The organism is Pseudomonas sp. AK181 (assembly GCF_051122975.1).
Lineage (GTDB): Bacteria > Pseudomonadota > Gammaproteobacteria > Pseudomonadales > Pseudomonadaceae > Aquipseudomonas > Aquipseudomonas lactis.
Genome location: NZ_CP146348.1, coordinates 2,065,599 through 2,082,478, shown reverse-complemented (window position 1 = coordinate 2,082,478; position 16,880 = coordinate 2,065,599). Strand labels below are relative to the sequence as shown.

The 16,880-nt window shown below is 65.7% G+C and carries 17 protein-coding genes and 1 pseudogene; 17 read left to right on the top strand and 1 reads right to left on the bottom strand.

Features of this window, described 5'->3' with window-relative positions:
• Positions 1 to 122: 122 nt before the first annotated feature.
• Positions 123 to 246, top strand: a pseudogene (locus V8689_RS09800) (helix-turn-helix transcriptional regulator); the annotation flags it as partial.
• A gap of 529 nt (positions 247 to 775) precedes the next feature.
• Here the strand turns inward: V8689_RS09800 and V8689_RS09795 are convergent.
• Entirely contained in the window at positions 776 to 1,276 is a 501-nt protein-coding gene (locus V8689_RS09795) for a DUF305 domain-containing protein (protein WP_003098996.1), read from the bottom strand.
• Positions 1,277 to 1,727: 451 nt separating this feature from the next.
• Here V8689_RS09795 and V8689_RS09790 point away from each other — a divergent pair, with 451 nt between their 5' ends.
• From V8689_RS09790 to V8689_RS09715, 16 genes are all read left to right on the top strand, one after another.
• Positions 1,728 to 2,474 carry a hypothetical protein gene (locus V8689_RS09790; protein ID WP_003120040.1) on the top strand — a complete coding sequence of 249 codons (747 nt, stop codon included), beginning with the start codon at positions 1,728 to 1,730 and terminating at the stop codon, positions 2,472 to 2,474.
• Between the two features lie 118 nt (positions 2,475 to 2,592).
• Complete coding sequence (locus V8689_RS09785; RefSeq protein WP_003090093.1) at positions 2,593 to 2,805, top strand: AlpA family transcriptional regulator; 213 nt, start codon at positions 2,593 to 2,595, stop codon at positions 2,803 to 2,805.
• Positions 2,806 to 2,847: 42 nt separating this feature from the next.
• Positions 2,848 to 3,723, top strand: a complete 876-nt coding sequence (locus tag V8689_RS09780) for a ParA family protein (protein WP_003090095.1) — start codon at positions 2,848 to 2,850, stop codon at positions 3,721 to 3,723.
• The gene (locus V8689_RS09775; RefSeq protein ID WP_003050422.1) at positions 3,707 to 3,976 is read left to right on the top strand and encodes a hypothetical protein; all 270 of its coding nucleotides are present in this window, start codon (positions 3,707 to 3,709) and stop codon (positions 3,974 to 3,976) included. The genes V8689_RS09780 and V8689_RS09775 overlap by 17 nt, the downstream gene beginning before the upstream one ends.
• A complete protein-coding gene (locus V8689_RS09770; protein ID WP_042178612.1) occupies positions 3,969 to 5,648 on the top strand; it encodes a ParB family protein in 1,680 nt (559 codons plus the stop codon). The genes V8689_RS09775 and V8689_RS09770 overlap by 8 nt, the downstream gene beginning before the upstream one ends.
• A gap of 14 nt (positions 5,649 to 5,662) precedes the next feature.
• Entirely contained in the window at positions 5,663 to 6,223 is a 561-nt protein-coding gene (locus V8689_RS09765) for a DUF2857 domain-containing protein (protein WP_003090097.1), read from the top strand.
• A gap of 3 nt (positions 6,224 to 6,226) precedes the next feature.
• The gene (locus V8689_RS09760; protein WP_042178611.1) at positions 6,227 to 7,459 is read left to right on the top strand and encodes an STY4528 family pathogenicity island replication protein; all 1,233 of its coding nucleotides are present in this window, start codon (positions 6,227 to 6,229) and stop codon (positions 7,457 to 7,459) included.
• 429 nt (positions 7,460 to 7,888) lie between these two features.
• Entirely contained in the window at positions 7,889 to 8,683 is a 795-nt protein-coding gene (locus V8689_RS09755) for a PFL_4669 family integrating conjugative element protein (protein ID WP_023087322.1), read from the top strand.
• Positions 8,680 to 9,207 carry a DUF3158 family protein gene (locus V8689_RS09750; RefSeq protein WP_023087321.1) on the top strand — a complete coding sequence of 176 codons (528 nt, stop codon included), beginning with the start codon at positions 8,680 to 8,682 and terminating at the stop codon, positions 9,205 to 9,207. Before V8689_RS09755 ends, V8689_RS09750 begins: the two co-directional genes overlap by 4 nt.
• 73 nt (positions 9,208 to 9,280) lie before the next feature.
• Entirely contained in the window at positions 9,281 to 9,733 is a 453-nt protein-coding gene (locus V8689_RS09745; RefSeq protein ID WP_013391788.1) for a single-stranded DNA-binding protein, read from the top strand.
• Between the two features lie 276 nt (positions 9,734 to 10,009).
• Complete coding sequence (locus tag V8689_RS09740; protein WP_013391789.1) at positions 10,010 to 12,040, top strand: DNA topoisomerase III; 2,031 nt, start codon at positions 10,010 to 10,012, stop codon at positions 12,038 to 12,040.
• Positions 12,041 to 12,571: 531 nt separating this feature from the next.
• Positions 12,572 to 14,182 (top strand): DNA cytosine methyltransferase, encoded by a 1,611-nt coding sequence (locus V8689_RS09735; RefSeq protein WP_042178607.1) that lies wholly within the window; start codon positions 12,572 to 12,574, stop codon positions 14,180 to 14,182.
• Between the two features lie 243 nt (positions 14,183 to 14,425).
• Entirely contained in the window at positions 14,426 to 14,983 is a 558-nt protein-coding gene (locus tag V8689_RS09730) for a hypothetical protein (RefSeq protein WP_041652386.1), read from the top strand.
• A gap of 333 nt (positions 14,984 to 15,316) precedes the next feature.
• Positions 15,317 to 15,538 carry a hypothetical protein gene (locus tag V8689_RS09725; RefSeq protein WP_003120032.1) on the top strand — a complete coding sequence of 74 codons (222 nt, stop codon included), beginning with the start codon at positions 15,317 to 15,319 and terminating at the stop codon, positions 15,536 to 15,538.
• A gap of 21 nt (positions 15,539 to 15,559) precedes the next feature.
• The gene (locus V8689_RS09720; protein WP_003050375.1) at positions 15,560 to 15,952 is read left to right on the top strand and encodes a hypothetical protein; all 393 of its coding nucleotides are present in this window, start codon (positions 15,560 to 15,562) and stop codon (positions 15,950 to 15,952) included.
• 182 nt (positions 15,953 to 16,134) lie between these two features.
• Entirely contained in the window at positions 16,135 to 16,821 is a 687-nt protein-coding gene (locus tag V8689_RS09715; protein WP_003116830.1) for a hypothetical protein, read from the top strand.
• Positions 16,822 to 16,880: the final 59 nt, after the last annotated feature.

Sequence of the window (16,880 nt, the reverse complement as noted above, 5' to 3'; positions counted from 1 at the left end):
CACCTGCAATTCTTGACTACAGATTTCCTGTACCTTTCAGATAAACGATTTACCCGTTGCCTACAGGATTACATCCGGATGTTCGGATGCACTTGGAAACAAATCGCCCATCCATGCCGCTCATGCAGCTCAATCGACCCAGAGTTCTGGAGCCCGTTGATTCGCGTATTGAATGAATATGTACAGATAGACAATTGGGTGGTGCAGGTTTTCGGCGACCACGCGGTACGCGTGATCAGCCTGCCCTGCCCCTTTCTTCATGCCACGGCAAGAGACTCAATCGGCCAGTTGAATGGGCTGAACGCTGGCAAAGGTAAATTGCGCACAAACAAAAACGCCGATCATCACTGATCGGCGTTTTCGTTAAATATGGAGCGGGAAACGAGTCATGCACTAGAGCGCTAAGTCTCTGTTTCCCAATCACTTTCTTCACTGTGGTGATCAGTGAAGAACTCAATTATAGCCTTGTTTTTCGCCCTCGGCAACAAAGTTCATCCAACCACTTCCACCAGCGTCCAAGGATGATCCATCCACCCGTCGTTACGCCTGATGCGTCCAGCTGCTGAGCGGGTTCGCTATCGAACTCCAACTTGCGACGATCATGACTTGCGCTCGCTCCGCAGGCAGCGCGGGGTGGTGTCGCGTGGACTGCCTGGCACCTGGACGGCTGTAGGACACGACCGCCGGCATCGGAACACCGCAAGTACTCATCTTTACATCGCTGCGGCTAACTTCGCCGGAGCGCAACGCGGCGCCAGTGTAGTGGCAGCCAGCCTCAACGAAGGCGTGCAGCAATCCGGTTCATCTGCTCGATCTCCGCGCGCTGGCCATCGGAAATCGCTTGGCATAGGTTGACGAGTTCCGGATCTGAGAGCTGCGCCTCGCGGCACATGAGGATCGCTCCCGAATGGTGCGGGACCATAGACGCGATGAACTGTCGATCGCCGATTCCGGTTTGAGCACGGGTAGCGGCAAAAGAACCGAGTGTGAGAACGGCAAACAAGCCGTACAGCACGAGATTGAGCCGCCGGTTTGGAAACATGCCGGGCATTGTCGCTAGCATGAAGATACCCATTGGCGCCCACATAGTGACCGCCATGTAGAGCATGTTGAGATTGTTTCTGAAGTCCCTGGCGCCGTCGATCATGCTGAACATTACGAAGTACATGACGACGAGGCCCAACACCATGTTCACCCAGAACTTGGCGTATGGTCGGCCGTGCTTACCCATCTGACCGGATGTGTGATGTTGATGTTCATGGGAATGTTCAGCCATCTCCGTCTCCTATGTGCTGGGGCAACTTGGCAGGGTCACTGGTACTGCGGCAGATACTTTGTCGATATATCAGCATGTGGAGCGATGCATCACTAACCGCTGATTTCCAGTCCCCAACTGGACGTTGGGGGCGTCGAACGCTTCAACTCGCGGGTCTTGAACCGTCTGGATATCAGACTATACCAAATCGGTCTTGATGGGCTTTGCGCCACCTATGACGCTGGTACCGTGAGCGCCAATATCGAGCTTGCGTCCTCATCGCTCGATGGGCCGGCAACTGATCGATTCTTGCATATCAAGCAAGACAAGGCCACCTGCGGCGGACGCCAATGGCCTCCTCAGCCTTCGCTTATGGCATCGCCTCAAGCGTCCGTCGCAGGCCATAACGACACAACAGCCCTTGGGCAAGAAAGGAGCCGGTGATGTAGCGCACCCGAAAGGAGACGAAGACATGCACAAGGACATTTCAACATCAAAGGTGTTCTATCGTCCCATCGAGGCGGCCATCCGATGGGCTGGGTTGCTGCGGTATCTCCCGATGATCCTGGCCACGATCGCGTCACCGCGTGTCCTGCCTCGGTCGCTAAACTGCCCTCGATGGAATGAGTGCCGGCTGCACTCGGAACGTATCTATGACGGCATCCTCAACGGAGAGCTGCCCTACGGCAAGAACGGGATCACGCTCAATGATCCGAAGCTGCTCAATTCTCTGGATCTGACTGTTCGCCATGTCGATCTAAAACGCTGGATGCGCACCCACTATCCCGAGCACAGGCCAGGATTTCTGTTCAGCCGTGGCGAACGCATGGCGCATCCTTTCATCACCATGGAAACAGGACAGGCGATCCTCGTGGAGCGGCTGGCCCTTCAGGCCGCGCTTGAACAAGCCCGACGTGAGATGCGAGAACTGCAGGAGCAGCACGACACGCTACTCAAGCAATCCTCGGTGCTGTTGGCATCCAAGCAATGCGAGATCAGCGAACGGGCGGAAACGACCTATCTCAACATCATTGGAGGGATGTTGACGCTGATGCTGAGCCAGTCGCCTTCAGGCGTGCCCTATTCCAGCTTCAAAACGCAGGAGGCCCTTGTCTCTGCATTGGTCGCCCACTACGGCGGCACCATGGGCATCACTGAGCGCACCTTAAACGGAAAGTTCGCCAACGCTAAGAGGTACGTCCGTAGCGCAAGCGCATGAGGTTATCCAGCTTGTATGTGCAATCGCGGAGATTGCATTTGCAATGTCTTTCCGCAGCCAGGTCTATTGAATAGAGGTCACGCCAACAAACGCCACCGAGCGTTCAGGAGTGACCGCCATGTCGCAGACCCCTGTACTCCCGCCGAACGAGCGCCGCATCCTGCGGCTCGATGAAGTCGAAGCGAAGTCCGGCTTCAAACGCGCCCACATCTACAACCTGATGAAGAAGCGCCAGTTCCCTCAGGCGCTGCGCCTGGGCGTGCGCGCTGTCGGCTGGGATTCGATCGAAATCGACCAGTGGATCGCCGAGCGCCTCAACCACCGGACCTGACCCGCCCTCCCGCGGACTTCCCATTCCCAGCCGGAGAGCGCCATGCAGGTCGTGTCCATCATTTCAACGAAGGGCGGCGTCGGCAAGACCACGACGGCCGCCAACCTGGGCGGGCTCGCCGCGGACGCGGGCCTGCGCGTGCTGCTGCTCGATCTCGACGTGCAGCCCACCTTGTCCTCCTACTACGAACTGACCCAGCGCGCGCCGGGCGGCATCTATGAGCTGTTGGCCTTCAACGAGCGCGACCTTGGCCAGCTCGTGTCCCGCACGATCATCGCGGGCCTGGACCTGGTGCTGTCCAACGACCACCGGGGCGAGCTGAACACGTTGTTGCTGCATGCGCCGGATGGCCGCCTGCGGTTGCGGCATCTGCTGCCAGCACTTGCTCCCCTCTACGACCTGGTGCTGATCGACACCCAGGGCGCGCGTTCCGTGCTGCTGGAGATGGCGGTGCTCGCCTCCGATCTCGCGCTGTCGCCCGTCACGCCGGAAATCCTCGCGGCACGCGAGCTGCGGCGCGGCACCATGCAGTTGCTCGAAGACATTGCGCCGTACCGGCACCTGGGTATCGAACCGCCGCCGCTGCACTTGCTCATCAACCGCGTCCACCCGGTGTCCGCCAACGCACGGCTGATCCAGCAGGCCCTGCGCGACCTGTTCCAGGACAGCGCCGGCATCCGCGTGCTCGCCACCGACGTGCCGGCCATAGAAGCGTATCCACGCGCCGCAACGCGCGGCCTGCCAGTGCATCGGGTCGAGCACCGCCAGCCGCCCGGCAGAGTCGCCCCTGCCGCGCTCGACACGATGCGCGCGCTCGCCAGCGAGTTGTTCCCGCAATGGCAGGACCGACTGGCTCAAGTATCCGGCCGCCCGCAGCGACCTCTTGATCCTGGGAGGCCCCATGGCGAACGCACATGAGCTGGCCCGCGGCCACAAGCGGCTGCGCGCCCTGATCGAGTTCGCGGTCGGTGAGGGTTGGCACGTCAAGCGCACGCCGGGCGGGCACCTCAAGTTCACCAAGGCCGGCTGCGCGGCGATCTACACGAGTTCGACAGCGAGTGACCACCGGGCCGAATTGAACGCCCGTGCGCAGATCCGCCGCGCCGAGCGAGAGGCCCGCATGGCGCCGGCCGGCGGTCGTGGGGACTGCGAGGGGTGCGGCCATGGCTGACATGACCTCGCAGGACATGGCCGGCAAGCTGCTCGCGGCCGGCTTCGAGCGCAGCGGCCCAGCGGCTACGGCCTTGAGCGACCCGATCGCGGACACGCCCATGGTCGTGACGCTGGACCAGTTGCGGCCCTACGACCATGACCCGCGCATGAAGCGCAACCCGGCTTACGAGGAAATCAAGGCGTCCATCCGCGAGCGCGGCCTGGACGCGGCGCCGGCCATCACGCGCCGGCCCGGCGAGGACCACTACATCATCCGCAACGGCGGCAACACGCGACTGGCGATCCTGCGCGAACTCTGGTCGGAGACCAAGGAAGAACGCTTCTTCCGCATATCGTGCCTGTTCCGGCCATGGCCCCAGCGCGGTGAAATCGTCGCGCTAACCGGGCATCTTGCGGAGAACGAACTGCGCGGCGGCCTCACATTCATCGAGCGCGCGCTCGGCGTCGAGAAGGCACGAGAGTTCTACGAGCAGGAGAGCAGCGCCGCCCTGAGCCAGTCGGAACTGGCCCGTCGCCTGGCGGCCGATGGCTTCCCCGTCCAGCGGTCACACATCACCCGCATGGCCGACGCGGTGCGCTACCTGCTGCCCGCCATTCCCACTGTGCTCTATGGCGGCCTGGGGCGCCACCAGGTCGAGCGGCTGTCGGTCATGCGCACGGCCTGCAAACGCACCTGGGAGCACTATGCCAAGGACCGCACGCTGCCGCTGGAATTTGACAGCTTCTTTCAGGAGGTGCTGGCGCAGTTCGACACGCAGGGCGACGAGTTCGCGCCGCAGCGCGTGCAGGACGAGCTGATCGGCCAGATGTCCGAGCTGCTGGGCGTCGGCTACGACGTGTTGGCGCTGGACCTGACCGAATCGGAAAGCCGCCACCGGGCGCTGGTCAGCGACCCGACGCCACCTGCGGCGCCGCCGGCGTTGCCTTCGCCCACCGCCAGCACGCCGACTCCCCCGGGCGCAGCATCGTCCATCGCCACGCCTGCAGCGGCGGCCGGTCCTCCACCCGCCAGCCCAGCGGTGTCCGAGCCCACCTTGCGCCACGACGACACGGCGGCTGGCGAAGCGGCCACGGGAAGCCCGGCGGCTGCACCGAGCGATCTGCTTCGCGAGCACATCGTCTCGCCGGCACCGACGACCGAACGGCTGCAGTCGATCCAGCGCATGGTCGCCGACCAGTTGGGCGATGCGCTGCCGCCCGACTTCTCGGCGAGCGTGCTGCAGTCCATCCCGGTGCAAGCCGGCGGACTCTATCCGATCTCCGACGTCTGGTACATCGACGCCGGCCTGGACACGCCCGATCGGCTGCGCATCCACATCGCGCAGTTCGCGCGCGAGATCGCCGGGGAGGCAGGCCTGGACGAGTGCATCGAGGATCGCGCCGATGGCATCGGGTTTGCGTGCCGCGCCCGCGGCCAAGCCCCGTCGCCGCTCGGCCGCGCGGTGCTGACGCTGCTCGCTTCCCTGACGGGTCAGCCCGTCGCCGAAGCGGGCCTGGACGGCGCGCAGCTCGCCGCCGACCTGCCGACCCTGTTGCACGGCCAGAGCCAAGGCCATGGCAGCGGCGCAAGGCGCTTGAGCGACACGGCGTTGGTCAAGCTCTTTCGGCTGCTGCGCCTCGCCCGGCGTCTGCTGGACCTGGAAGCCGGCACCACGGCGCCCGGGACGTGAGCGAGGGAGGCCGCATGTCCACATCGCATCCGCTCAACCAGGCCGTGATTGCCCAGGCGCTGTATGACCTTCGCAACGGCCAACTGCGCCGCTGCAAGGCCATGGGCTTCGGCGAGGCCGAGCTGGATGCGCTCAAGCACCCCGCGCTGATCAGCGTGCTGGCCAACGCCAGCGTCTCGTGGTGCTCGGTCACGGTCAACCGCGAAGTGCTGCAGCGCCTGCTCAACCAGGCACAGGACGTGGAGAAGGAAATCGCCACGGTCGATCGCATGCTGCGGCTGGGGGCCAGCACGGAGATGGTCAGCCGCTTCTATGGCCTGACCCATCAGGAAGTCGCCCTGCGGCGGGAGATCCTCGGCCTGCCCAAGCGCAAGGGGCGCCACCCCGTCCTGGACGAGACCCAGGACACCGAACTGTGGCGGCAATGGAAAGCCGTGACCAGCAGCAGGAACGTCGATCTGGAGGACGAGACCTCGATTCTCGATGCGGCCATGGACCTGGCCGAGGGCATGTCATTGCCGCTCTCGGTGGTCTGGGCCGCGATCAGGAACTGGGTCGATCAGGGATTGGGCTAGGCCATGGCCGTGGACGACACCGCCCCACGAGCCCCGCGTCAAGGCCCCATCGCACTCGCCGACCTGTTCGACGCTGCGCTGAAGGACCTCACGCCCAAGCCAAATCCCAGCGCGCCAGCGCCCATGGCAGTGCCCACGCCTGCCGCGTCCGGCGACGCCTTCCTGTTCAGTGGCAATCGGCACGAGAGCGTGCCGCGGCGGCTGTTCCTCGACCGCCGCCTGACACCGCTGGAGCGCAACGCCTGGCAGGTGTTCCGGCTGATGCTCAACGACGACGGCGTCACGGCGTTCCCGACCTATGAGCAGTTGCGCCCCTGGCTGGCGTCCATGCCCTGCGCGGGACAAGCCTCCCACGAGACCGTCGCGCGGGCGCTGACGCTGCTGCGCCTGACGCGCTGGCTGAGCCTCGTGCGACGACGGCGCGACGCCAAGACCGGCCGCATCCTCGGCAACCTCTACGTCCTGCACGACGAACCCCTGACACCGTTCGAGGCGATGCAGCTCGACGCCGACTACCTGGCCCTGGTCAGCCAGTCGCTGGGGCATTCGGCCAAGGCCGTTCAGGTGGTGGGACTCAACACCCTCCAGGAGATCGCGGACGACCCGATGTTGTCCGGACGCACCTTGCCGTCGCGGCTGCAAGTGCTCGCCGAGCGCCTGGCCGACCAGGGCATCACCGCCACCGAAAGTTATCCACAGGAGGATGCGATCCACGATTCCGAAGAAGGGCCCGCGAGCCTTCTTCGGAATGGCGAACGCCCCTCTTCGGAATCCGAAGCAGGGCCGAAACCCGCGCCAGACGGCGCTCTTCGGAATCCGAAGCAGGACCGTACAGTACGTAGTAGTCGTATTGATGAAGTACGTACTACCGCGCAGGCGCGTGCGCTGGGCGACCTGCAATGGCCCAAGCGCTTCGCGGAACTGAAGGCGGAACAGCAGGCCGGAGCCAGGATGGCGTTGCAGCAGGTGGACGCTGCCCTGCGGCAGGCCGTGCTGGACGAATGGGCCGCACGGTGCGGCAAGCATGGCATCCGCAACCCCGCCGGATATCTGTTCGGCATCATCCAGCGCGCCATGCGCGGCGAGTTCAATGCGTGGGCCAAGCAGACCAGCCCGGCACCGCCAACACCATCGGCGGCGCGAGCGCCACCATCCGAGCCGCCGCGCAACGTCGTGCCGCCCGAGGTGGCCCGGCAGCACATCGAGCGCCTGCGCGACCTGCTGCGCAAGACCTGAGCGCAGGGCTTGGCAAAGCCGTGAAGTAGACGTCTATGGCGGTCAACAGAACGGTCCCCAGGGGACGGCTGTGCGGTGAAGCGCCGGGCGACGGCGCGACCCGCTGCGCGAAACCTGGGCAAAGCGCCTTGGCAAGGCCATGAAGCAGACCTCCATGGCGCTCAACGGAACGGTCCCCTGGGGACGGCTGCGCGGCGAAGGATCGTGTCGAACGGCAGCGCGACGTGCGGTGCAGCACGCATACCGTCAACAACCGAGGACGGGAACGCCGACGTGAGTGCCTATCTGCGGAGCGGTCCCCAGGGGACCGTTGCGCGCTGCACCGCCAGCGCGCACAGAACCGGGGCCGGCTCATTTCGGTTTGTTGACTGACTGCCTTCCGCCGCATGCGGATGCTGGCGGCTCCCTGTCCACCAGCGAGCGATCACCATGGCAACCAGCAACGAACCATTGCAACTCAACCTCGGCTCCCTGCGCAGCGCGATGTCGCTGACGCTGCACACCCACCACGCCTCGCGCATCTGGCATGGCCGCGCCGCCGCTGAGGGGCGACCTGGCATCGTCGGCCTGAACGGCTACATCGCCGTCATGAACAAGATGAAGCGCGGCTCGGAGCAGGACGACCCGTACAGCGACTGGTGGATGCTGCGCATTGAAGACAAGCTCGACCAGACCAAGACCACGCTGCAGACGCTGCGCGAACAGGTGGACCAGGCCCTGGCCGGCGTGCCCGCCGCGTTGACCCTGGGCGAGAATCTCAACGTGCAGCCCGTCAAGCTGCCGCTGTTCGTCAATGCGCAGTTGGGCTTTGCCGCCGTCTATCTCCTGGCCGACTACGACGACATCGCGCGCAAGCTGATCCTCGCCCACCACACCGCGCTGATCGACCGCAGCACTTTGGAGCGCTGGCTCAACGAGGGCGCGCACGCGCTGCGCAGCCTGTTCTCGCTGGCCCAGCAGTACCGCTACTCGGGCTGCACGCGCGACGACTTCGCGGCGAAGAATGCCGCAGCGCGGGCCGCGCTGGAGAAGTTCGGCGAGTTGCCGCAGGACGTCCTCGAAGGCACGCACCGCTCGAAGTTTGCGCCACCCATCGTGCGCCGTGGTCTACAACAGCGCGGTGAGAGTCCTGCCGCAGCCGCTACCAGCGCCGATGGTGATGCGGCCGCTGCTGCCGACCCGTCCGAAGGCGCAGCCACTGCCGGCGAGGACGAATCCGCATGAGCGATCTGTACCAGCCGACCCGCTACTTCCGGGGCCTGCAACAGGGAGCCTTCATGCGCCTGGAGCACGCGGCCTCTCTAAAAGGCCTTTTAAAGCCTTTTAAAGGTAAAGGGGACTTGGAGGCCTGGGCCAGCCAGTGCTTCGCCATGCGCGACGAGTTGATCGGCCTGGCGCAGCGACAAGTGCTGCAACAGGCCAGTGGGCATCCCTTCCACCTGCTGCCCGTGGAACTGGCCCAGCAGACCACTGGCGCGGGAACGACGTTCCTGCGCTGGCGCAGGCACGACCGCTCGGCCATGGGCGTGGCCCTGTGGCAGGAGCTGATGGCGAGCACCAGCACGCCGGTCAACCTGCTGGCCGACCTGCACGCGATCGAGCTGCAGCGCATCACGCTGAACATGCAGATCAGCCTGTTGCACACCCTGGGCAGGCAGGCCCAGGAGTGCGCCAGCAAGGCCGCCGAGGCGGAAGACGCCTACCTGCGCCGGCTCGCGTCCATACCCCCCGCAGTGCGCGATCGGTGATCGCGTCGGGCACCCCAGCACGCGCCCGGCGGCAGTGAGGCGCGGGTATTTCAACCACCACGGAGATCACACCATGAGCACGCATTTTTCCGGCGAAGGCAACATCGGCTCGCCCCCCGAGTACCGGGAGTTCCCCAACGGCAACGACGAACCGCGGCGCTTGCTGCGGCTGAACGTCTATTTCGACAACCCCGTTCCCACCAAGGGCGGCGACTATGAGGATCGCGGCGGCTTCTGGGCGCCGGTGGAAATCTGGCACCGCGACGCCGCGCATTGGAAGGACCTCTACCAGAAGGGCATGCGCGTGCTGGTCGTCGGCCGCATGGAGCGCGAACCCTGGACCGACAACGAGGAGCAGCCGCGCGAGACCTGGCAGATCAACGCGCGCAGCGTCGGCATCCTGCCGTTCCGCATCGAGTCCGTCGTCCTCAGCCCCAAACCGCAGGAGACCGCGCAGGACGCGCAGCCCAAGCCCCAGCCCGCCCAGGAACCGGCTGCGCCGAAGGAGACCAAGAGCAGGAAGTGACCCAGCATGGGGGCGGCCGCGGCTCTTCGCCGCCCCCCATGTCCTCGCGAGCTATCCCCTGGGGATAGCTCCACCGACGTCCACCGGCTTCCACGCGCTCCCGAACATCGCGGCTCCCGGCCAGCACACCACCGGCTGCACGCCATCCCCGCCGCAGCCATCCCATCTCGTGAAAGCGGTCGCCACCGCATGCGGCTTGTTTGCTGCTGCTTCCGCAGGCGCTCGGCATCCTCGATCCCGGCAACTCCATGAACAACGGGAAGCGGATGGACGGACATGCGGCTGTTTCTGTGCGAGAAGCCCTCCCAGGGCAAAGACATCGGCCGGATTCTCGGCGCCACCCAGCGCGGTGAAGGCTGCCTCAATGGCTCCGGCGTCACGGTCACCTGGTGCATCGGCCATCTCGTCGAAGCAGCAGCACCCGAGGTCTATGACGCGGCGCTCAAGCGCTGGTCGCTGGAGCAGTTGCCCATCATTCCCCAGCAGTGGCGGGTCGAGGTCAAGCCGAAGACCGCCACGCAGTTCAAGGTCGTCAAGGCGCTTCTGGCGAAGGCGACCCACCTTGTCATTGCCACCGACGCCGACCGCGAGGGCGAGCTGATCGCCCGCGAGATCATCGACCTGTGCGGCTACCGCGGTCCCATCGAACGCCTGTGGCTGTCGGCGCTCAACGATGCGTCCATCCGCACCGCGCTCGCCAAGCTGCGGCCCTCGGCCGAGACACTGCCGATGTATTACTCGGCGCTGGCGCGCTCGCGCGCCGACTGGCTTGTGGGCATGAACCTCAGCCGGCTGTTCACCGTGCTCGGGCGGCAAGCCGGCTACGACGGCGTGCTGTCGGTCGGGCGTGTACAGACCCCGACGCTCAAACTCGTGGTGGACCGTGACCGAGAGATCGCGGCCTTCGTGTCCGTGCCGTACTGGGCCATCGACGTGTCCTTGTCCGCAGGCGGTCAGACGTTCACCGCGCAGTGGGTGGCACCCGATGCCAGCGCCGACGACGCCGGCCGCTGCCTGCAGCAGCCCATCGCACAGCAGGCCGCGCAGCAGATCCGCGCCGCGGGCAGTGCCCAGGTGGTGTCGGTCGAAACCGAGCGCGTGCGCGAAGGCCCGCCGCTGCTGTTCGACCTGGGCACCTTGCAGGAAGTCTGTTCCAAGCAGCTTGGGCTGGACGTGCAGGAGACACTGGAAATTGCCCAGGCCCTGTACGAGACGCACAAGGCCACGACGTACCCGCGCTCGGATTCGGGCTACCTCCCCGAAAGCATGTTCGCCGAGGTGCCCACGGTCCTGGACAGCCTGCTAAAGACCGATCCCACGCTGGCCCCGATCATGGGCCAGCTCGACCGCACCCAGCGCTCGCGCGCCTGGAACGACAGCAAGGTGACGGCGCACCACGGCATCATCCCGACGCTCGAACCCGCGAACCTCTCCGCCATGAGCGAGAAGGAGCAGGCGGTGTACCGGCTGATCCGGGCGCATTACCTGGCCCAGTTCCTCCCGCACCACGAGTTCGACCGCACCGTGGCGGACCTCTCCTGCGGCCAGCAGAAGCTGGTGGCCACGGGCAAGCAGGTCGTCGTCAAGGGCTGGCGCCTGGTGCTGGCCGAGCCAGAACGTGAAGGCAGCGCCGACGAGGACGGCGATGCCCCGCGCAGCCAGGTGCTGCCCGCATTGCGCGACGGGATGGCATGTCAGGTCGCCGGGGCCGACATCAAGGCCCTCAAGACGATGCCGCCCAAGCCCTATACCCAGGGCGAACTGGTCAAGGCGATGAAGGGCGTTGCGCGTTTCGTGACCGACCCGCGCCTGAAGCAGAAGCTCAAGGACACGACGGGCATCGGCACCGAGGCGACGCGGGCCAACATCATCAGCGGGCTGATCGCCCGCGGCTACATCGTGAAGAAGGGACGCTCCATCCGCGCATCGGATGCGGCGCTCACGCTGATAGACGCCGTGCCCGCGGCGATTGCCGACCCCGGCACCACCGCCGTCTGGGAACAGGCGCTGGACATGATCGAGGCCGGACAACTCACCCTGGATGTGTTCATCGGCAAGCAGGCTGCATGGATTTCGCAGTTGATCGCGCAGTACGGCAGCACGTCCCTGTCCATCAAGGTTCCCCAAGGACCGGCTTGTCCGCAGTGCGGCGCACCCACGCGCCAGCGCACCGGCAAGAGCGGCCCGTTCTGGTCGTGCAGTCGCTACCCCGCCTGCAAAGGCACGCTGCCGGTGGCAACCGGCACGTCCAGGCGTGGTGCCTCGCGTCCACGCCGTACCAGTGGCGGTGGCTGCAAAGGCGCCTGACCGCCCCCGTTCCCCGTGAGCCATGCCCGCCATCGGCGGCGTGGCCCGTGTCCCGCATGCCCTGCGGGACGCCCCAGCGCGCAACGCCTTCTTGCTCCGTGTGCGCGTCCCGTCCGGCCGTCCCCGGCCGCGGGACCTGAAGGTGGCTTCTCCGCGAACCGCACCCCGCGCGTTCTCCTCGTCTGCATTCCTTCCGCCGCTGCGAAGGGTCCCCCGATGGCTTGCCTGTGCGAGCCATCCGGAGACCCTTCGCGGTCAGCGGTATTCGGTGCCGGTGCCCGCCGGCGCAAAAACGGGCTCCCTTTGTGCGCGGATGTGCGCCAGACGATGCCGGCCCCAGCCACGACATGGGCCGGGTGTGATTGCTTGATGAGCAGACGGTTCTAGCGACGACCGGGCCTGCCAATCAGCCCACGGGTGGTTCTTCTTTCCTCCCGAGCCGAAGGCCCCTGGGGCCTTCGGCGCCTTTCTCCTGCCTTTCAACGCCCCGGCCAGGGCGATGGCCCTGCGCCATACGAACAGGAGACCGACATGCACCCGAATCTTTGCGCACCGCCGCGCAACACGCCGCTGCTCTACGGCAGCGTCTGCAGCGGCATCGAGGCCGTGAGCCTCGCCTGGCAACCGCTCGACCTCGAAGCCGCGTGGTTCGCCGAGATCGAGCCGTTCCCGAGCGCCGTGCTCGCCCACCGTTACCCCCGCGTGCCTAACCTGGGCGACATGACCGCGATCGCCCGCCAGGTCCGCGCCGGCACCGTGCCAGCGCCCGACATCCTGGTCGGCGGCACGCCGTGCCAGTCGTTCAGCGTGGCCGGCGCGCGCCAGGGGCTGAACGACCCACGTGGTGCCTTGACCCTTGCCTATGTGGAGCTTGCAAATGCCATCGACCAAACCCGCCACCAAGACCGCCGCCCGGCGGCAACGCTCGTCTGGGAAAACGTCCCCGGCGTCCTCAGCGACCGCAGCAACGCCTTCGGGCACTTCCTGGGAGCACTGGCTGGAGAAAGCCGTGCGCTCGAACCGCCAGGGCAAAAATGGGCGCACGCAGGTTGTGTGTCTGGACCCCGGCGCCGCATCGCCTGGCGCGTGCTCGATGCTCAATATTTCGGCGTCGCCCAACGGCGCCGTCGCGTGTTTCTTGTGGCAAGTGGTGGAGGTGGCGTCGATCCCGCCGAGGTACTTTTTGAGCGCGACGGCGTGCGCGGGGATTCTTCGCCGGGCTTCGTGCCGTGGCAAGACGCTGCCGGCGCTGCTGGATCGGGCGCTGCGGCAGCAGGCGGGTACTCGGGATATGCAGGACTGAAGCAGCCCTACGGCAAGGCCACGGTGACGTTCGGATTCGGCGGGGGCAACACCGCAGGCCCCATTGACGTCGCGGCCTGCCTGACCGCGGCACCTGGCCCGAAGAACGACTTCGAGGTCGAGACCTTCGTGGCGCAGTCCATCGCGGGCAGCATCAGCCACACGCTCAGCACCGCCAACGGCGGCAAGGGCTGCAGCGAGGACGGCACCGGCAAGGGTGTGCCGATCATCGCCTTCACCGCCCAGGGCTGCGGAGCCGATGCAACGATGGCCTGGGCACCGACGCTGCGCGCGGGCGGGCATCGCCTCAGCCACGCGAATGCCGGCGTCGTGCCGGCCATCGCGTTCGCGCAGAACTCGCGCGGCGAGCTGCGGCTGGAATCCGGCCACGGCCAGCTTGCCGGGACGCTCTCCACGGGTGGCGGCAAGCCGGGCCAGGGCCGGCCGATGGTGATCGGCGTGGCGCTGCGCGGTCGCACCGAAGGCCTGGCCGCTGAACTGGGCGATGGCGTCTCGACCGCGCTGCGCACCAGCAGCGGCGGTGCCGACAAGCACCATGTGCTGGCACCGGACTTCGAGGCACATTTCCGCTACGACTGGAACGACCCCGGCCCGGGCGACTGGTCGCAGTGGCGGGTACGTCGGCTGATGCCTGTGGAGTGCGAGCGGCTGCAAGGCATGCCCGACGACTACACGCTGGTGCCGTACCGCGGCAAGCCCGCCGCCGACGCGCCCCGCTACAAGGCGATCGGCAACTCCATGGCCGTGCCGTGTGTCGCGTGGCTGGGCCAGCGGCTGTTGCAGTGCCCGCACAAGACGGGATCGAGCGCTTCGGATTGATGCACGACGCGGCCGGCGGGCCGCGTGATCCTCCCTCCTGCATTGCCGACGCATCGGCAACAGCCAGCAGCCAGGGTGTCAAGGCTGCCGTGGGTTCCTCCCACGCCACCCGCCAGTTCGCCCCGGCATCTCTCCGGCGAACGCTGCCCACCGGGCATCGATGCCACCTTCCTCCAACCCACGGGATGTATGCCGCGTCCCGTCAGGGGCGTGTCGTCAACCCGGTCGATAACAGGACTTCCTATGGACACCATCACCCGACAAGACCGCATCACGCTCAAGAACCTCAAGGTCGCGGATTTCGCGAGCGAGGAAACGCTGTGCTTCACCGCCACCGTCATGTTCGACGGCAGGCCCATCGCCGAAGCCCGCAATGACGGACACGGCGGCTCGACGTTCGTGCGCCCGCTGCAAGGCCAGGCCGCGCTGCTGGCCCAGGCCGAGGAATTCGCCAAGAGCCTGCCGCCGGCATCGCTCGACGTCGAACGCGAGGACGACGAGCCGCTTCTCATCGACATGACGCTCGACTTCCTCGTGGACCAGTTGGCCGATGCCATGCATGCGGAGCGCAAGCTGCGCACCGCGTTCAACCGCGACATCGGCAACAAGGTGCTGTTCATCAAGGACGGCCGGCTGCTGTTCCTCAAGGGCATCAAGCTCAAGGCCATTGCCGACCGCGCGGCGTATTTCGCAAAGCTGCGCAGCCGACAGGACCAGCCCATCATCATCCTGGCCGAGCTGCCAGCGGACGAGGCATTCGCCATCTGGAAGCAGCATGTCCTGGGTGACAAGCCCCGCTGATCCAGCCTCACCGCACCGTCATGACCGCCCCGCACTCGTTGCGGGGCTTTTCTTTGTCCTGCGCACATCAATCGGGGCTGGACCAGATGCCGATTTCCAACTGACGTGGCGCGGCACCCTCACGAAGCTGTCCGCATGTCCGCTGATTCGTCAGCACATGCCAGCAGCCAGGGTTTCAGGCTGCCGCGGGGTTCTCTCCGCGCAACCCACCAGTCCGCATCGCATCCATTGCGCGGACGCGCGTTCCCAAGACGCTGATGCTTTTTTTTCAACCGCGTGCGGGAGCTGCCATCCCGTGAGGGACAGGGCCCCGCTTTTCCAAGGAGCCCATCCATGTCCCAGCAAGCCTCTTTCGGCCGATTCGGTCAATTGGCCTTGACCTACTGCGGCAAGTTCCTGCCGCTCGAAGTCCTGCACAGCGCCGCCGGCCACTACATCGGCACGCGCGATACCGAAGGTCCCGTTTCGCGGGAATCTCGTGAGTACTTCCGCAGCCATGCTGCGGCTCAACGTGCCCTCGAAAGAGGCGGCTGGTCCCAGCTCGCCATTCCCTGATCCAACTGGAGGAATCACGTCATGAACCAGCTACTGCCGCAGGAAGTCGTCGATCAGATCGTTCGGGAAGAACGGCATTTCAGCGCTGCGCCCCAAGCCTTTTTTGAGGCCTGGAAGCGTGGTGTCGAAATCGCCGGCCCGCAATGGTTTGGCGATGGCACCCGTGAAGGTCTGAACCAGGCCAAGAGCAAGTGGGATCTGCGTCCCGACATGCTGCGGCTCAACGACGCCCTCGGCGTCCTGAGCAGCGGGGAACGCATGTTCCTGTCCGCGATGGTCAGCTTCTACAACGCGCGCGAGGGCGGTGCCATGCTCAAGCGCTGCCACTTCAACGGGTTGTCGGACTTCGACGGCCTCGATCTGCCACGTCGCCAGGTGATCGCCGACCTGCTGCTGAACTACAGCGGTTGGTGAGCCGGTCCCTGGCACACCTTCATCACTGCGTTCACGGGACCCCATGAGGGACATGCGCCTCGTTCGAGGCCATGTCCCTCGCGTTTTCTCCCCGCCCAGCGCCATCCGGCATCAGGCGGTTTCCCCTGCGGATGCCATCGTCCGCAAGGGCTGGCTCCGTTCATTCATCGAAAGGAGCCTTCATGGCCAACAACTACTACGAAGCCACCGGCGTTCTCGTGCTCGACCGTGTGACGCCCGTCATCCAGGCGCTGTTCGGCGCCTTCGCGCTGGACGAGAGCCACCCCGGCAACGGGCAGGCCTACATCGCCCAGATCGCCGAGACCACCAATCCGCAATGGCCGGACGTGCTCGATGGCCTGGAAGACCTGGCCACGCAACTCGGTATTCCGATGCCGGACGACGAAGGGCTGTCGATCCCGCCGCTGCTCGAACTGCTCGCCGTGCACTTCCGTGCCGATGAGGACGAAGAGCTGGGGAACTTGATCGACCGTCATTCGTTCGAGGACACCGCCGATCTCGACGCATTGTTTCTGATCGCCACCCGGTTCGATGACGGGCACCACCTGACCGCCATCCAGTTCGAGGGCTGCTGGTACTGCAGCAAGCCGCGGCTGTTCGAGTTCGGCGGCAACGGCTGCTACCTGAGCCGCGAGGTCCGCTTCATCAGCTCCTCCTCCCAGGCCCTCCAGCTCGGCGACCAATTGCGCAAGACCATTGTGGCCGCCGACATCGAAGAGGCTTCGGCCCTGATCGCGCTGGAGACCATCAATCTGCTGGCGGGCGTCAGCGACGAGCCATTCCGCATGAATTTGCGCCGGCGCGTCGCCGAGCGATTGGCCCAAACGCCAACGATCAGCGTCACCTGACGCTGTTTCCTTTCTTTCCACCCACCGGGGTCAATTCCCGGTGGCGGGGATTTGCTCCA

What these genes read in the sequence shown, in the direction of transcription:
- V8689_RS09765 (WP_003090097.1), top strand. Translation starts at nt 5,663, where the DNA reads ATGTCCACATCGCATCCGCTCAACCAGGCCGTGATTGCCCAGGCGCTG.
- V8689_RS09730 (WP_041652386.1), top strand. Translation starts at nt 14,426, where the DNA reads ATGGACACCATCACCCGACAAGACCGCATCACGCTCAAGAACCTCAAG.
- V8689_RS09785 (WP_003090093.1), top strand. Translation starts at nt 2,593, where the DNA reads ATGTCGCAGACCCCTGTACTCCCGCCGAACGAGCGCCGCATCCTGCGG.
- V8689_RS09735 (WP_042178607.1), top strand. Translation starts at nt 12,572, where the DNA reads ATGCACCCGAATCTTTGCGCACCGCCGCGCAACACGCCGCTGCTCTAC.
- V8689_RS09775 (WP_003050422.1), top strand. Translation starts at nt 3,707, where the DNA reads ATGGCGAACGCACATGAGCTGGCCCGCGGCCACAAGCGGCTGCGCGCC.
- V8689_RS09760 (WP_042178611.1), top strand. Translation starts at nt 6,227, where the DNA reads ATGGCCGTGGACGACACCGCCCCACGAGCCCCGCGTCAAGGCCCCATC.
- V8689_RS09790 (WP_003120040.1), top strand. Translation starts at nt 1,728, where the DNA reads ATGCACAAGGACATTTCAACATCAAAGGTGTTCTATCGTCCCATCGAG.
- V8689_RS09795 (WP_003098996.1), bottom strand. Translation starts at nt 1,276, where the DNA reads ATGGCTGAACATTCCCATGAACATCAACATCACACATCCGGTCAGATG.
- V8689_RS09740 (WP_013391789.1), top strand. Translation starts at nt 10,010, where the DNA reads ATGCGGCTGTTTCTGTGCGAGAAGCCCTCCCAGGGCAAAGACATCGGC.
- V8689_RS09725 (WP_003120032.1), top strand. Translation starts at nt 15,317, where the DNA reads ATGTCCCAGCAAGCCTCTTTCGGCCGATTCGGTCAATTGGCCTTGACC.
- V8689_RS09720 (WP_003050375.1), top strand. Translation starts at nt 15,560, where the DNA reads ATGAACCAGCTACTGCCGCAGGAAGTCGTCGATCAGATCGTTCGGGAA.
- V8689_RS09780 (WP_003090095.1), top strand. Translation starts at nt 2,848, where the DNA reads ATGCAGGTCGTGTCCATCATTTCAACGAAGGGCGGCGTCGGCAAGACC.
- V8689_RS09715 (WP_003116830.1), top strand. Translation starts at nt 16,135, where the DNA reads ATGGCCAACAACTACTACGAAGCCACCGGCGTTCTCGTGCTCGACCGT.
- V8689_RS09750 (WP_023087321.1), top strand. Translation starts at nt 8,680, where the DNA reads ATGAGCGATCTGTACCAGCCGACCCGCTACTTCCGGGGCCTGCAACAG.
- V8689_RS09745 (WP_013391788.1), top strand. Translation starts at nt 9,281, where the DNA reads ATGAGCACGCATTTTTCCGGCGAAGGCAACATCGGCTCGCCCCCCGAG.
- V8689_RS09755 (WP_023087322.1), top strand. Translation starts at nt 7,889, where the DNA reads ATGGCAACCAGCAACGAACCATTGCAACTCAACCTCGGCTCCCTGCGC.
- V8689_RS09770 (WP_042178612.1), top strand. Translation starts at nt 3,969, where the DNA reads ATGGCTGACATGACCTCGCAGGACATGGCCGGCAAGCTGCTCGCGGCC.